This is a genomic window from Rhodococcus sp. 05-2256-B1, assembly GCF_002258465.1.
GTDB lineage: Bacteria > Actinomycetota > Actinomycetes > Mycobacteriales > Mycobacteriaceae > Rhodococcoides > Rhodococcoides fascians.
In genome coordinates, this window is record NZ_NOZA01000027.1 from 213,250 (window position 1) to 228,482 (window position 15,233).

At 64.2% G+C, this 15,233-nt stretch carries 15 protein-coding genes and 1 tRNA gene; 9 read left to right on the forward strand and 7 right to left on the reverse strand.

Translation table 11 applies throughout. The annotated features are described in order from the left end of the window. The first annotated feature begins 75 nt into the window (after positions 1-75). From CH285_RS16470 to CH285_RS16490, 5 genes are all read left to right on the forward strand, one after another. Positions 76-1,500, forward strand: a complete 1,425-nt coding sequence (locus tag CH285_RS16470) for a PucR family transcriptional regulator (protein ID WP_255032531.1) — start codon at positions 76-78, stop codon at positions 1,498-1,500. 128 nt (positions 1,501-1,628) lie between these two features. Further along, entirely contained in the window at positions 1,629-2,537 is a 909-nt protein-coding gene (locus CH285_RS16475) for an ACP S-malonyltransferase (RefSeq protein WP_032370259.1), read from the forward strand. A gap of 88 nt (positions 2,538-2,625) precedes the next feature. After that, entirely contained in the window at positions 2,626-2,970 is a 345-nt protein-coding gene (gene acpM / locus CH285_RS16480; protein WP_045841363.1) for a meromycolate extension acyl carrier protein AcpM, read from the forward strand. Positions 2,971-2,978: 8 nt separating this feature from the next. Next, on the forward strand, positions 2,979-4,229 hold the full coding sequence (locus CH285_RS16485; protein ID WP_027497449.1) for a KasA/KasB family beta-ketoacyl-ACP synthase: 1,251 nt from the start codon (positions 2,979-2,981) through the stop codon (positions 4,227-4,229). A 132-nt stretch (positions 4,230-4,361) separates the two neighbouring features. Beyond that, complete coding sequence (locus CH285_RS16490) at positions 4,362-5,795, forward strand: acyl-CoA carboxylase subunit beta (protein WP_032389204.1); 1,434 nt, start codon at positions 4,362-4,364, stop codon at positions 5,793-5,795. A 167-nt stretch (positions 5,796-5,962) separates the two neighbouring features. Here the strand turns inward: CH285_RS16490 and CH285_RS16495 are convergent, their stop codons facing one another. The 3 genes from CH285_RS16495 to CH285_RS16505 all read right to left on the reverse strand — a co-directional run bounded on the left by CH285_RS16495 (position 5,963) and on the right by CH285_RS16505 (position 7,961). Further along, entirely contained in the window at positions 5,963-6,412 is a 450-nt protein-coding gene (locus CH285_RS16495; protein WP_032370393.1) for a cold-shock protein, read from the reverse strand. 88 nt (positions 6,413-6,500) lie between these two features. Next, positions 6,501-7,013 carry a DUF3145 domain-containing protein gene (locus CH285_RS16500; protein WP_032370258.1) on the reverse strand — a complete coding sequence of 171 codons (513 nt, stop codon included), beginning with the start codon at positions 7,011-7,013 and terminating at the stop codon, positions 6,501-6,503. 144 nt (positions 7,014-7,157) lie between these two features. Beyond that, entirely contained in the window at positions 7,158-7,961 is an 804-nt protein-coding gene (locus CH285_RS16505; protein WP_094644293.1) for a serine hydrolase domain-containing protein, read from the reverse strand. 85 nt (positions 7,962-8,046) lie between these two features. Here CH285_RS16505 and CH285_RS16510 point away from each other — a divergent pair, with 85 nt between their 5' ends. From CH285_RS16510 to CH285_RS16520, 3 genes are all read left to right on the forward strand, one after another. Then, entirely contained in the window at positions 8,047-10,182 is a 2,136-nt protein-coding gene (locus CH285_RS16510; protein WP_094644294.1) for a molybdopterin-dependent oxidoreductase, read from the forward strand. Positions 10,183-10,251: 69 nt separating this feature from the next. Further along, positions 10,252-10,328: transfer RNA gene (locus CH285_RS16515), tRNA-Ile, on the forward strand. A gap of 120 nt (positions 10,329-10,448) precedes the next feature. Further along, positions 10,449-11,069 carry a YdeI/OmpD-associated family protein gene (locus CH285_RS16520; RefSeq protein WP_094644295.1) on the forward strand — a complete coding sequence of 207 codons (621 nt, stop codon included), beginning with the start codon at positions 10,449-10,451 and terminating at the stop codon, positions 11,067-11,069. Positions 11,070-11,093: 24 nt separating this feature from the next. Here the strand turns inward: CH285_RS16520 and CH285_RS16525 are convergent, their stop codons facing one another. The 4 genes from CH285_RS16525 to CH285_RS16540 form a co-directional block, all read right to left on the reverse strand. Continuing rightward, positions 11,094-11,678: an EI24 domain-containing protein gene (locus CH285_RS16525; RefSeq protein WP_141214943.1), complete on the reverse strand. Its 585-nt coding sequence runs from the start codon at positions 11,676-11,678 to the stop codon at positions 11,094-11,096. After that, complete coding sequence (locus CH285_RS16530) at positions 11,675-12,025, reverse strand: hypothetical protein (protein ID WP_094644297.1); 351 nt, start codon at positions 12,023-12,025, stop codon at positions 11,675-11,677. Before CH285_RS16530 ends, CH285_RS16525 begins: the two co-directional genes overlap by 4 nt. Next, on the reverse strand, positions 12,022-13,818 hold the full coding sequence (locus CH285_RS16535) for a TIGR03767 family metallophosphoesterase (RefSeq protein ID WP_094644298.1): 1,797 nt from the start codon (positions 13,816-13,818) through the stop codon (positions 12,022-12,024). Before CH285_RS16535 ends, CH285_RS16530 begins: the two co-directional genes overlap by 4 nt. A 103-nt stretch (positions 13,819-13,921) precedes the next feature. Then, complete coding sequence (locus tag CH285_RS16540; protein WP_027497473.1) at positions 13,922-14,389, reverse strand: universal stress protein; 468 nt, start codon at positions 14,387-14,389, stop codon at positions 13,922-13,924. A 110-nt stretch (positions 14,390-14,499) separates the two neighbouring features. On the opposite strand from CH285_RS16540, the gene CH285_RS16545 reads away from it, so the two are divergent. Next, the gene (locus CH285_RS16545; protein ID WP_027497474.1) at positions 14,500-15,222 is read left to right on the forward strand and encodes a GAF and ANTAR domain-containing protein; all 723 of its coding nucleotides are present in this window, start codon (positions 14,500-14,502) and stop codon (positions 15,220-15,222) included. Positions 15,223-15,233: the final 11 nt, after the last annotated feature.

Genomic DNA, 15,233 nt, shown 5'->3' on the forward strand with positions numbered 1-15,233 from the left:
ATCGGCCGACCCCCGTTCCACCTCGCGACGAGAGTCCAGCGCGAGGTGGGCGGGGGTCGGGCGTAGGTTCTCCTTATGTCCGATGCGAAACCCGATTCACCGGACAGTTCGTCCGCGCGTGATGTCTCCCGGCGCGACGCTTACCGTGAAGCGTTGCGTGAGTCGTTGGCTCGTGACTCCCCGGCCCGTGACTCCCCCACCCGTGATTCGCTCACGACCGACAACGAGGTCCACCTTCCGGTCAACTCGTTGGCCCCTTCGCGCCAGAAGCGCGACCCTCTGCCCGACGCCCTGTTACGACGCGTCAAACAGTTCTCCGGCCGCCTCTCGACCGAGGCAGTGACCACGATGCAGGGCCAGTTGCCGTTCTTCGGCGACCTCGACGCCGCCCAGCGGGCCAGCGTCCAGCTGCTGATCCAGACGGCCGTCGACAACTTTCTCGAATGGCTCAAGAATCCGAACAGCGACATTCGATTCAGCCTCGACGCCTTCCAGGTGATCCCGCAAGACCTTGCCCGACGCCTCACATTGCGTCAGACCGTCGACATGGTCCGGGTGGCGATGGAGTTCTTCGAGCAGTGGCTCCCCGCGCTCGCCCGCAACGACCAGCAGTTGGTCGCGCTGACCGAGGCCGTGCTGCGGTACGGACGCGAGCTGGGGTTCGCAGCGGCGTCCGTGTACGCGAGTGCAGCCGAGTCACGAGGGGCGTGGGACACCCGCCTCGAAGCCCTCGTCGTCGACGCCGTCGTCCGGGGCGATACCGGATCGGACATGCTCTCCCGTGCTGCCACGTTGAACTGGGACGCCACTGCGCCCGCGACGGTATTGGTGGGGACTCCCCCGGAAGACCGCGGCGTGTCCGTGGTGGGCACCGTGCACTCCGTCGCTCAGAAGCACGGTCGAGCTGCGTTGGCCGTGGTTCAGGGGACCCGATTGGTGATGGTGGTCAGTGGCCAGCTCGACGACACCGCGGCGCATCACGCGTTCATCGACGACATGTTGCAGAACTTCTCCGACGGCCCGGTCGTCATCGGTCCCACCACTCGCACTCTGGGCGCAGCGCACTCGAGCGCGGTGGAGGCCTTTGCCGGCATGCAGGCCGTGGCGGGCTGGCGGGGCGCGCCGCGTCCGGTGCACGCCGGCGAGTTGCTACCCGAACGAGCGCTGCTGAACGACGGGGCGGCCATCTCGGCTCTCAACGATCATGTCGTCGTGCCATTGGCCGCGGCAGGTTCGGGTTTGGCCGACACGCTCGATGCGTATCTCGACTGCGGCGGTGCCGTGGAAACCTGCGCTCGGCAGCTGTTTGTTCATCCAAATACCGTCCGGTATCGGCTCAAGCGCATCGCCGAGGTGACCGGACGTGATCCCACTCACCCACGCGATGCGTACGTCCTTCGGGTCGCGACAACGGTAGGTAGGTTGGCTCGAACGCATCACGAACCGACATATCCAGCCCCATATGTCACACAGGTCACATTTGGTGAAGTGGTTACGTAACGCCGAACCGCCTTCCGGCGATAGCGGGTCTCCACGAGGCAATTTGTAGGGTTCCCACAAATTGCTTGTCGAGAGTTCATCGAGCGCGACATCACTGATCGAGGGCCCGACAGTGTTCTCTTAACCCTGTGATTGCGTTGCTTGCGCCCGGTCAGGGCTCCCAGACTCCCGGCATGCTGCTGCCTTGGCTCGAAATCCCGGGCGCGGCCGATCGGTTGGCCTTGTGGTCCAAGGCCTCCGGCCTGGATCTCGTGCGACTCGGCACCACCGCCACCGCCGAGGAAATCACCGACACTGCGGTGACTCAGCCACTGGTCGTGGCGTCGGCCCTACTCGCTTTCGAGGAAATCGCCTCGCGTGGACTGTTCCCCGACGACGCCATCGTGGCCGGCCACTCGGTCGGCGAGCTTGCGGCTGCGGCCATTGCCGGCGTGATCTCCTCCGACGACGCGGTATCTCTGGCGGCGGTGCGCGGTGCTGCGATGGCCAAGGCCTGCGCCCTCGAACCGACCGGCATGTCCGCCGTGCTCGGCGGCGACGAAGCCGCAGTTCTGGCCCGGCTGGAAGAACTCGATCTCGCCCCGGCCAACGTCAACGCTGCCGGTCAGATCGTTGCTGCAGGTCTGCTGACCAAGTTGGCGGAACTGGCCGAGAGCGCACCCGAGAAGGCGCGGGTCCGAGCACTTCCGGTCGCGGGTGCTTTCCACACCAAGTACATGGCATCGGCAGGCGACACCGTCGCCGCGGCCGCAGCCGCCATCACTCCGTCCGAGCCGACGCACACCTTGCTGTCCAACTCGGACGGTCAGCCGGTCGCATCGGGTGCCGATGCGCTCACCAAACTTGCTGCCCAGGTCACCCGCCCCGTGCGGTGGGACCTGTGCAGCGCGTACCTGCGTACCGCGCAGGTCACCGGACTTGCGGAGCTGCCCCCGGCAGGCGCACTGGTCGGTATCGCCAAGCGTGAACTGCGCGGCGTGCCCAACCTCGGCCTGAAGACACCGGCGGACATCGCCGCATTGGCCGAGCTCGGATAGCTCGGTCACCTTCACACCGCAGTCTCGGTACTGCGGATCGACTTCCACTCCCCGAGTGGCAGAAATGCACAACCGCGTCTCGAAGCACATGACTTCGGCGTTCGACACAGAAGAGAAGGGAGCCACAACAGTGGCCAGCCAGGAAGACCTCATCGCCGGACTTGCAGAGATCATCGAGGAGGTCACGGGCATCGAACCGTCCGAGGTGACCATCGAGAAGTCCTTCGTGGACGACCTCGATATCGACTCGCTCTCCATGGTCGAGATCGCAGTGCAGACCGAGGACAAGTACGGCGTGAAGATCCCCGACGAAGACCTCGCAGGTCTGCGCACCGTCGGCGACGCCGTCAACTACATCCAGAAGCTCGAAGCGGAGAACCCCGAAGCCGCAGAAGCTATCAAGGCCAAGCTCGACGACTCCGCGAGCGAGTGACACGACCCATGACCAACCCATCCACCGCCAACGGACGCTTCCCCAGTGTCGTCGTCACCAGCCTTGCTGCGACCACGTCACTCGCGGGTGACGTCGATGCCACGTGGAAGGGTCTGCTGAACGGCGAAAGCGGAATCGGCACTCTGGAAGACGATTTCGTCACCGAGTACGACCTGCCCGTGCGGATCGGCGGACACCTCGCGGTGAACCCGCAGAGTCTGCTCTCGCGGGTCGAGATCCGTCGCCTGAGCTACGTGGAGCAGTTGTCCACGGTGCTCGGTCGTGAGGTCTGGAAGAACGCCGGCTCGCCCGACGTCGATCCCCTCCGCCTCGGCGTGTCGATCGGTACCGGACTCGGTGGCGGCGATTCTCTCATCGACGCCAACGACAAGATGAAGGCCGGCGGCTACCGCAAGGTGTCCCCGCTCGCCGTTCAGATGGTCATGCCGAACGGCCCAGCAGCGGTCGTCGGGCTCGAGCTCAAAGCACAAGCCGGCGTCATCACGCCCGTCTCCGCCTGCTCCTCGGGATCGGAAGCCATTGCGCATGCATGGCGGATGATCGTGATGGGCGACGCGGACATGGTCGTCACCGGCGGCGTCGAGGGATACATCGACGCGGTTCCGATCGCCAGCTTCTCCATGATGCGGGCGATGAGCACCAACAACGACAACCCGAAGGGTGCGTCACGTCCGTTCGACAAGGATCGTGACGGCTTCGTCTTCGGTGAAGCAGGTGCGCTCATGGTCATCGAGACCGAGGAGCACGCCAAGGCACGCGGCGCAACGATCCACGCCCGCCTGCTCGGTGCCGGAATCACCTCGGACGGGTTCCACCTCGTGGCCCCCGACCCCGAGGGCAAGGGTGCCGCGCGTGCGATGCAGCGCGCCATCGAGACCGCAGGCCTGCAGAAGTCCGACATCACCCACGTGAACGCCCACGCAACGGCAACTCCCATCGGAGACACCGCCGAAGCGCTGGCGATCAACAAGGCAGTCGGAAATCACGCAGCGGTGTACGCACCGAAATCCGCTCTGGGCCACTCGATCGGTGCCGTCGGCGCCCTCGAGTCGGTACTGACGGTGCTGGCAGTGCGAGAGGGAATCATCCCTCCCACACTGAATTTGGAGAACCAGGATCCCGAAATCGATCTCGATGTCGTCAAGGGCGAGCCCCGCGTCGGACAGATCGACTACGCGATCAACAACTCGTTCGGATTCGGTGGGCACAACGTAGCGCTCGCCTTCGGTAAGGCGTGATCCACTGAGTCGACTTCTCGACTCAGCGAATCCCGCTCTCGCAGTGCATGATCCGAGCTGGGGCCGTTCTTTCGACGGACGGTCCCGGCTCGGGCCTCGCCCCCGCCAGGGGCCCTGAAGAAGGACAACGCGATGACCATTCTGGCCCCTGTCACACGATCCGGCACCTCTACCGATCCGCGCGACCCCCTCACCCGCCTCGAAAAGCTCTTCGACGCCGGAACCACTGTCCCCCTGCATGATCGGGACAAGTCGGGAATTCTGGCCGCATCGGGCGAAATCGACGGCGTCTATACCATCGCCTACTGCTCCGACGCCACCGTCATGGGCGGTGCCATGGGAGTGGACGGCTGCAAGCACATCGTTGCCGCAATCGACACCGCCATCGAACAGCGCGCCCCGATCGTCGGCGTCTGGCACTCGGGTGGTGCTCGCCTCGCCGAGGGCGTCGAGGCTCTCCATGCCGTCGGACTCGTGTTCGAGGCCATGGTTCGAGCATCCGGCCTCGTCCCACAGATTTCCGTCGTCCTCGGTTTCGCAGCCGGTGGTGCAGCGTACGGTCCCGCCTTGACCGACGTCGTCATCATGGCTCCCGAGGGACGCGTATTCGTCACCGGACCCGACGTCGTTCGCAGCGTCACCGGCGAACAGGTCGATATGGAGTCGCTCGGCGGCCCCGACACGCACCACAAGAAGTCCGGGGTCTGCCACATCGTCGCCGACAGCGAGATGGACGCGTTCACCCGCGCCCGCCGTCTGGTGTCGATGTTCTGCGAGCAGGGCGTGTTCGACATCGCCGCCGCAGAACACGGCGACACCGATCTTCGCGCGCTGATGCCCGAATCCAATCGTCGCGCCTACGACGTGCACCCGATCATTCACGAACTGCTCGACAACGTCGAAGGCGAATCGACGTTCGAGGAGTTCCAGGGCGGCTGGGCTCGCAGCATCGTCATCGGGCTCGGCCGCATCAGTGGCCGCACCGTCGGCGTGATCGCCAACAACCCCATCCGACTCGGAGGTTGCCTGAACTCCGAAAGTGCCGAGAAGGCAGCGCGTTTCGTTCGCCTCTGCGATGCCTTCGGCATTCCGCTCATCGTGGTCGTCGATGTTCCGGGCTACCTGCCGGGCGTCAGCATGGAATGGGAAGGCGTCGTTCGCCGCGGAGCGAAGTTGCTGCACGCGTTCGCCGAGGCCACCGTTCCCCGCGTCACGCTGGTCACTCGCAAGATCTATGGCGGCGCGTACATCGCCATGAACGCCCGCGCGCTTGGTGCCACCGCGGTCTATGCCTGGCCCGGCTCCGAGGTCGCTGTGATGGGCGCGAAGGCGGCCGTCGGCATCCTGCACAAGAAGGCGCTCGCCGCCGCACCCGAGGAAGAGCGTGAGGCACTGCACGACCGCCTCACCGTCGAGCACGAGAGCATCGCAGGCGGTGTCGATCGCGCAGTTGCCATCGGCGTCGTCGACGAGGTCATCGAGCCCAGCAAGACCCGAAGCACGGTTGCGAAGGCTCTCGCCGCAGCACCTGCGGCTCGCGGAAATCACAAGAACATTCCGCTCTGATCGACGTCGATCGCTACTTCCTGCAGTCCGTCAGCCCTGGCCCCTAGACCCCACCCCGGTTGGGAACCCACCCCGGTTGGGATCAATGCGCCTTTCAGGCACTCCATGTGCAAGAAAGCCACATTGATTCACACCGGGGACGGGCAAACGAGGCCAATCGAGGCCGGTCAGCGCTGGATCCATCGGTGATCGTGGGCCAGTCGAACGACGGCCGATCGCACGTCGAGTATCTGCGCAGCCGTCAGCGTTCCGTTCGACGTCAGTAGTTGTTCGGTCAGCTCTGTGGTGAAGTCCGCCTCGGACAGGACGTCCGCGCCTGCGTCGTCGTGGCGCTGGTGACCACTGACGGGTGCGGTGTTGTGGAACGGGACGTCGGGTTTGTGCCGGGTAACCAGAGCGGTCGACGTCGGCCCGTCGATGATCTGGACCTCGGTGGCCTTGAGACCACGGTCACCGTCTACGGCAACGTATTCGACGCGTACTCCCGGTGCCAACAGTCGTTTGTCGAAGTCCAGATCGTTGACGTGGATGAACACGTCCTCGCCGCCCTCGTCCGGCGCTACGAATCCGTACCCCTTGAACTCGTCAAATCGAATCACTTTTCCGGTCGACAACATCGAACTCACCACTCCACGGTCGTTCCCACATGCCTACCCCAGGCACGAACGCGAAACTACCGCCGCGACGAATCCCCGGCAACCGCTGCTAGCCGACGTTGCGGCTGAGCCAGGTCACTTCTGCTCCTGCGCCTCCGGTGCGGAACGGCTCGAGTGCGGCATCCCAATCCGAGCCGAGCGCGTACTCCACTGCGGCGGCGAGGTTGCCTTGGTTGTTCTCCATCAGGGCGCGCAGTCGCATCTCGCCGAGCACCACGTCCCCGTTGGCACTCGTCGATCCGCGCCAGAGACCCAGGCCGGGTACGTGCGAGAACCGTTCGCCGTCGACGCCTTCGCTGGCGTCTTCGGTCACCTCGTAGCGCAGCATCTGCCAGGAGCGCAGGATGCCGGCGAGCTTCGCCCCGGTGCCCACGGGCCCGATCCAGTCCGTGGTGGCGCGCAGCTGTCCGTCGGAGGCCGGCTGCGCGGACCACTTCAAATTGGCACGGCAATCGAGGGCGTCGGACAACGCCCATTCGACATGCGGGCACAGCGCAGCGGGCGACGAGTGGATGTACACAACACCCGACGTCGCATCTGCGAATTGGTTCGATCCACGCATTGCACTACCTCCAGCTTCGACGAGGGACGTCTTCCCCAACGACCTCGACATGCTCGAACTGGTTGCAGCGATTCAACGCGTGTGTGTATTAGTGTGCCCCGAATTGCCCCTGTTGCGCCAGTGCAATCTGTGAACGGTGGTGTTTCACCCGGCCAGGACGGCGTCGGAGAGCTCGGGCCAGAGCGGTTTGGCCCAATCTCCGAAGTTCCGATCGGTCAGCACCACACACGCGATCCTCACCGACGGGTCCACCCACAGGAACGTCCCGGCCTGTCCGAAGTGGCCGAACGTAGCCCTCGAGTTGTTACTCCCAGTCCAGTGCGGGGTCTTGTCATCGCGCAGCTCGAACCCCAGACCCCAGTCGCAAGGCTTGTGCGATCCGTACCCGGGCACGATTCCGTTCAGGCCGGGAAACTGCACGTCGACGGCCGAAGACAGTGTCTGCGACGCGAGGAGAGTCGGTTCCAACAGCTCCGCGGCGAACTTGGTCAGGTCTGCAACGGACGAACGGGCACCGTGACCGGCCGACCCGGGCAGCGACGTGTCGACCATCCCGAGCGGTCCGCAGACGGCCTCATCCAGGTAGTCGGGAAAGGTAATTCCCGACTCTGCTTCGATGAGCTCGGCCAAGACCTCGAATCCCGCGCTCGAGTAGATCCTTTTGGTGCCGGCAGGTGCCTGCACCTTCCGCTCGCCGAACGCCAGTCCCGAGGCATGCGCCAGCAGATGCCGCACAGTCGACCCCTCCGGCCCTGCGGGCTGATTGAGCTCGACGGCACCTTCCTCCACGGCAACCAGGACCGCGTAGGCGGTGAGCAATTTGGTGACCGATGCCAGCTCGAAGACGCGCGCGGTGTCCCCCACCTCCTCCCGCACTCCGGCGTCGGTGACGACGGCAGCACTGACATGGTCGACGGGCCACGAGGCAGTGAGATCGAGGGTAGTCACGACCCCAAAGCCTAATTGTCCGTCGATGCCCGTGGATCGGTCCCCCGCCGGGCTAGTCTCGGACGACAGGAATGGGAGAAATGCGATGTCGGTTGTGTATGGATCGTGCAATCTGTGCGAGGCGATCTGTGGTCTCGAATTCACGGTGGAGAACAACGCGGTGGTCTCGATCCGCGGCGACGAGAAGGACCCACTCTCCCGGGGCCACATCTGCCCGAAGGCTCTGTCGTTGATCGACCTTCATGCCGACACCGATCGGCTCACCACACCGGTCAAGCGGGTGGGAGAAAAGTGGGAGAAGATCCGCTGGGATGAGGCGTACGACCTCGTCGTCGACGGCCTCGTCTCGACGCGGAAGAAGTACGGATCCAACGCTGTCGGGCTCTATCAGGGCAATCCCAACGTGCACTCGATGGGTGCGATGACCCACGGCATTCCGTTCACGTCGCTGCTGCGCACCCGCAATCGGTACTCGGCGACGTCCTTGGATCAGTTGCCGCACCAGCTCGTCGACCATCTGCTCTACGGCCACCAGCTCCTGCTGCCCGTTCCGGACATCGATCGAACCGATTTCTTCCTCGTCCTCGGCGGCAATCCGATGGCCTCCAACGGCAGCATGATGACGGTGCCCGACTTCGCCAAAAGAGCACGCGCACTCCGTAAGCGGGGTGGCCGACTTGTAGTGGTCGATCCACGTAAGACCGAAACGGCGGATATTGCCGACACCCACTTCTTCGTTCGTCCCGGCAGCGACGCGCTGCTGTTGCTGGCGATGATTCATACGATCGTCGCAGACGGCTCCGTCCGTGTCGCCGACTACGTCGATGGTGCCGATCGACTTGCCGATCTCGTCGCCGAATTCACGCCGACGGCGGTAGCACCGATCGTCGGCATATCGGCACACGACATCTCCTCTCTCGCACGGGACTTCGCTGCGGCGAAGTCTGCAGTGGCGTACGGCAGGATGGGGGTGTCGACGCAGCAGTTCGGCACGGTGTGCCAGTGGGCGATCCAGGTACTCAACATCATCACGGGCAATCTCGACCGCCCGGGCGGTGCGATGGTGACCGATCCGGCGATCGATCTGATCTCGCAGGGCATCGTCGGCCGCGGACATTTCGACAAGTGGCGCAGCCGCGTTCGCGATCTCCCCGAGTTCGCCGGCGAGTATCCCTGTTCGACGCTCGTCGACGAGATCACCACCGAAGGCAAGGACCAAATTCGTGCCATGGCCGTCCTGTCCGGCAATCCGGTGCTGTCGATGCCCGGCGGTAGTCGCCTCGACGAGGCCTTCGCCGGTCTCGATTTCATGGTGTCGTTCGACTTCTACATCAACGAGACCTCGCGGCACGCACACGTAATTCTGCCGCCGACGATGTCCCTCGAACGCGATCACTACGATCTGATCTTCAATTCTTTCGCGGTACACAACACTGCCAAGTACATGCCCGCAGTCCTACCCAAACAGGCTGACGCCAAGCATGATTGGGAGATCTTCCGCGACTTGTCACTGCGCTACAAGAACCGCATGGCAGGCTCCACCGTCGATCGACTGAAGGCACGATTGACGCCGAAGAGCGTCATCGGCGAGGCCCGTCTGCGCTTGTCCCCTGCTCGCACTCTCGACATCCTGCTCCGTAGCCGACGAAAAGGATTGTCGCTGAGAAAGCTTCGAGCCAACCCGCACGGCATCGATCTGGGACCGCTGCGGCCGGGCTTTCCCCAGAAGCTGAAGACCAAGGACAAGCGCATTCAATTGATCCAGGACGTCGTGGTCGGTGAACTGCCTGCCCTGGTGGACCTGATGCACTCGAGCGCAGTTCCCAAGGACGACGAGCTCCTGCTGATCGGTCGACGACATCTACGTAGCAACAACTCGTGGATGCACAACACCACTCGACTCACCAAAGGCAAAGCGCGACATCAGCTTCTGGCGCACCCGAACGATCTCCTCCAGCGCGGGATCGAGGACGGTTCGATGGTGTCGGTCACCTCCGCGGCCGGTACCGTCGACATCGAGGTCGCGGCCTCCGAAAAGATGATGCCCGGGGTGGTGAGCATGCCGCACGGATTCGGTCATCAGCGCCCCGGCGTGCAGCTCTCGGTCGCCACCACTGTCACCGGACCGAGCGTCAACGACATCACCGACCCCGCCCGAGTCGACGCGGTATCGGCGAACGCGATTCTCAACGGCGTTCCGGTGCAGGTGAGGGCCAAGTAGCGCCCCCGATGGAACCACGAGACGGCGTGATTCTGTACGATTCTGCTGGCTCGTACCTGGTACGGGATTGGGGCGGTAGCTCAGTCGGTTAGAGCCGTGGACTCATAATCCATTGGTCGCGGGTTCGAGCCCCGCCCGCCCCACCACGAGCCGGCCGTCGAAATGTGCGAGCCATCAAGGACAGCGGATGTCCTCGATTGTGGGGACACTGAAGCGATGTGGAACCAGAGCGAGGCATTACCGGGTCGAGTCGATCGCGCGAGCGCATGACTGCGTCGGAATCGTCGCCGCCCGCGTCAGCCCATCCCCCGACGTGGAAGTTCGACTACCCGATCATCCATGCCGAAACGCGGGCACAGTGGCGATCCTGGTTGTCGCACAATCACAGCTCGACCCGAGGCGTCTGGCTCTGTTCATGGCGGACCGGCACCGACCGACCCCGTTGCCCATATCCCGCGGCTGTCGAGGAAGCCATCTGTTTCGGTTGGATCGACTCCACCAGCAGCATTCTCGACGAGGCCCGCGGCCTGCAGCTGTTCACACCGCGCAGACCCAAGAGCCCCTGGACCAAACTCAACCGAGAACGCGCAGCCGATATGGAAGAACGCGGCCTCATGACCGACGCAGGTCGCCACGCCATTGTTGCCGCGCAGTCGAACGGGTGGTGGACAATCTCCGATCCGGTCGAGAACCTCGAAGAACCGCTCGAGTTGAAGACGGCACTCGACCGTGACCCAGACGCTCGTAACAACTGGGACGACTTCCCTCCCAGCGCCCGTAAACAGATGCTGTGGTGGATTGTCAGCGCCGTTCGAGACGACACTCGTGCAGGTCGAATAGATCAGATCGTGGCCGACGCCGCGATCGGTCGACGTGCCCGCGGCTGACTGGAGCCGTTTCGCGAGCGCCGATCAAGTCCCTACCACCTTGCGATACAAAGCCGACCAATACACCAGCAGTGCAGCAGCAGTGGCCCCGAACCACAGCCACGTCAGGAATGCCGCCACCACGCCGGTGACGAAGAATCCCAGCACGAGTGCCACCACCCAGCCGAGTAGGTAGGCGAGGATCGTGATGACCGCCGCTGCGGTACAGCGCCACGGGGATTGCTTCACGGTGTGTAGTGCAGCGCGCAGAGGGTTTCGGCGACCGTCGACCGCCGCTGGAAGTATCAGCAGCGCAAAGACAATCACGACAGCCGGGAGCAGGGGGAAGAGAATTGCGAACGCAACGGCCGCCACGGTCAGCACCACGCACCAGGCCAGTACCCGCGGTCGTCGCCACGTCCGGCTCAATGCACCCGACGCGTTGCCGTCCACCACGTCGAGTGCTATCGAGGCGGTGAACCACAGCGCACACACCACCGTTGCGGCGGAAACGACGACCAGCGCAGCGAATCTCAGGGAGGACGTCGGAGCCGGATCCCCCACCACGGTCAGCGCCTGAATCAGAGCCGAGACGATAACCACCGATGCGAGCAGTAGCACCCCTCTCACGGCGCACCGACCGTCGAATTGCGGTCGAGTACGTCCTGCACCGAACCCGAGTAGAGAACGGTTGCGCCGACCTTCACTTCGACGGTACTGGCATCGTCGGACGTGGCCGTACCGTTAATCGTCTCGTTACCGGTTGTCGTCCCGGCACATTCGATGTCCGCCCCGGTGCCCGAGCACACGGGCGCAACCAGGATCTCGATTCCTTGCTCGAACAGAACGTCGTTCACCGCGTAGCGGAGATTCCCGAGTTCGGCTCCCCCGACCGAGGCGAGCGCAGCGGTCTGCGAGCACCCCGCGCAGGCCAGCACCATCACCACCGTGAAGAGCTGCCTACGAACACCGTTCATCGCCCCTGCCTCGTCTCGTACGCAATCAGTCTGGCGTGCTCGTCGAGATGTTGCTGTTCCAGAGCAGCGTCGGTGATGGCGCTCAGGTCGAACGGCGCGGGCAGGAGGAGTTCGGTGTTGCGGTCGAGGCTCGAACCTCGTCGCATCAGCGGATTCTCGGCCCAGTCGTTCGCAGCCAACTCACGACTACGCGAGGCGAGGTCCAGGTAGCTGCCGCTGTTCCCGGGCGTGATCGGCGACGCGTGATCGAGCACGGTCGTGAACAGCGACAATGTCCCGTCTCTGTTGTCGACGATCTCCACCACCTGCTGTTGCTGCGGAAAGTCGATGCACGACGCGGTGGTGATCTCCCAGAACCCTCGTCCGTCTCGCGAATGCGCCACGATTTGATTCTGGTGGGTGTGACCGTTGAGCCAACCGATCACCACAGGATATTTCAGAAGCAGATCGATGAATTCGTCTGCGACGTACAGCTTCACCGACTGTCCCGGCCGCTGTGCACGGTTCTCCAGGGTCAGGCTGTTGTGGTGGGTGTAGATCAGGACGAGCTTGCGCTCGGCCTGCGCCTTCTCCAATTGCTGAGTGAGCCAATCGAACTGCTCCTCGGGCACCGCCCCGTCGGGGCCGGCGACGGCGTTGCAGGTGTCGAGTCCGAACGTGCGAACGTTGGGAGTCGGGTCCGCCGCCCACCAGGTTTCACCCGAGTCGAGGTTGTGCTGGGTGAAACCGTGCCCGATCGGCCCTGGGGTGGGAGTCGTCTCGAAGTGCTCCTGCATGAACTCACGCTGCTCGAAGAGGTACCGAGCCGGATCTGCCGACACTGCTCGAAACCCGGGCCGGGCACCGGATCCGACCCCGAGCGCATCGACCATCCTCTGCAGCGGACTACCTGTCGATGCGTACCCGGCCAATGCCGAGGTGGCCGTCGCTTCGAGTGTGTACGCCTTGCGTCCGCCGACCGCGAGGGCATGCAGCTGAGAGGAGAGATCGAACGTGCCGAGCAACAACGTGTCGTGATTGCCGTAGACGGAATACCACGGGACGGGTAGCCCCACCGATTCGACGGTCCCCGACATCGCCTGCGTCAACAGATCGGGAAGCGTCGGAAATCCGTAGTCCCCGAACGACCCTCCCGACGGATCGCCCGGCCGATACGCCCACTGCGCCTCGGGCCACGCTTGCACGCCCTCGAAGACGTCGGATACGCCACTCGTAGGCCGGACCGCGACGCCGTCGAGAACGTCTATGTACCAACGAAGTTCGAGATGAGAATGCATGTCGGCGCTGTCACCGGCGACAACCGCGGCTCCCATGGGAGCGCCGGTGACCGAGCTGATTCGTGCATCCGCAAATGCCTTCACCATCGCGGCGGTGACGTGCACGGTCAGCGGATCCTGCGGATGGAAGGCCGAGCCCCACGCTGCATGGTCGGAGACGATCATGGGCTCGATCCGACCGGGCGATTGCGCATCGATGACATGCATGTCCGACAGGTGCCCCAAGTAGAGCAACGAGCGTCTGGCCTGCACCCGAGACGCGCTGGGTGCCCGCCCGAGGATGTCGAGGCGAGGGACGTAGGGCTCCCCCGGCCCCGCAGCGAGCACCCGGTACCGACCGGGGCCGGTCGACGATCTCAGGATGGTCTGCGCCAGCGTTCCGCCGACATCGGTCTCTCCTGACGCCGGCTGCGCCCGAGCGACAAGGACGTGGCCCAGAACCTGCGGTGCGATTCCCCATGCCGCGGCGAGGGTGCCCACCCGAGTGACGAATTGACGACGCGACAGACCAGCCATGGAACTCCCCGAATCCGAGAACCGCACCACATGCGCCTCGCATCCGACGAGGTGACTGCCTATTTTTACAGGGAAAACCGCGGACTGGTTGGAATTCGAGCCTTCATGGCACCACTGTGACCGGCCAGCGGCCCGCCTTGACCAGTCGCACTGCCACAGATCCCGCCAATCGGTGCCCGGCGCGTTCGGAGGCCCCCACCACGACGGCGTCGGTGCGGAGTCCATCGGCAACCGCGACGAGTCCGTTATAAGGATCACCCTGCGCAGTGCGGAATTCCCAGCGAACCTGCTCTCGCTCCCCGAAGCGGGCCACCGAGGTTCTGATGTAGTCGAGGAGTTCGTCGGCGATCTGTCGGCCCGTTTCCACCATCGAGATCCCCGCCTGGCCCCACGACGCGGTGGCGATGGGCTGCACGTAGACCAGCACCAGAAGCGATTGTTGCCTACGGGCCAGTCCTCCGGCGTATGCGGCGGCCCGCCAGGACGAATCCGAGCCGTCGACGCCCACCACGATGGACTTCGGGCCGTCGTGGCCGTACTCGAATCCCGTAGATTCCTGCGCATTGCTCACGACATGAGGCTACTGCCAGCCCGTTGGTGCAGGGACCCCGGCGCAGGGCGGTACGGTTGATGTGCTGCGCAACCGGTTTGCCCGGCATGCGCCACACGACGGGAGAAGCAATGACCGACGACGAACAGTTCGACGCTCCGTCGACCGACCCGGCAACTGTATTCGCCGCTCTGGCCGACATCGTGTATCGCGGCAGTAGCGCAGAAGAGGTCTACACCGCTATCTGCAACGCCGCGACGATGGTTGTCCCTCACTGCGATCACGCAAGTCTCATGTTGTTGCGCCACGGAAAGGCCGTCACCGTCGCGGCCTCGGATGACGTGGCACGCGTCGTCGACGACATCGAACGCGCCACAGGTCAGGGACCGTGCTTGGATGCGCTGACCACCGAGGCCGTCCAACTCGAGCCGGATTTCAGCAGCCCCACCCAGTGGCCCGCAATGGCTCGGGGTGTCCTGAACCGCACGCCGGTCCGGGGAGCGATGGGGTTCCGCCTCAAGGTCGACGAGCAGAAGGTGGGTGCTCTCAACCTGTTCACCGACACCGCGGGTGCCTTCGATGCCGACACCGCCGACAAAGCCGTCATCCTGACTGCGTTCACTTCTGTGACGGTCGGGGCGATGCTGAACGGCCAAGAGGCATCGACCTTGCGCGACGGCCTCGAGAGCAACCGTGAGATCGGCAAGGCGATCGGCCTCATTATGGCGTTGCACAAAGTATCCGACGAAGAAGCGTTCGCACTGCTCCGCAAATCGTCGCAGGATCTCAACGTCAAGATCGCCGATCTCGCATCGACGGTCGTCCAGCGGCACGGCAAGGGCCTGTCCAGCTGAACGAGCCGAGA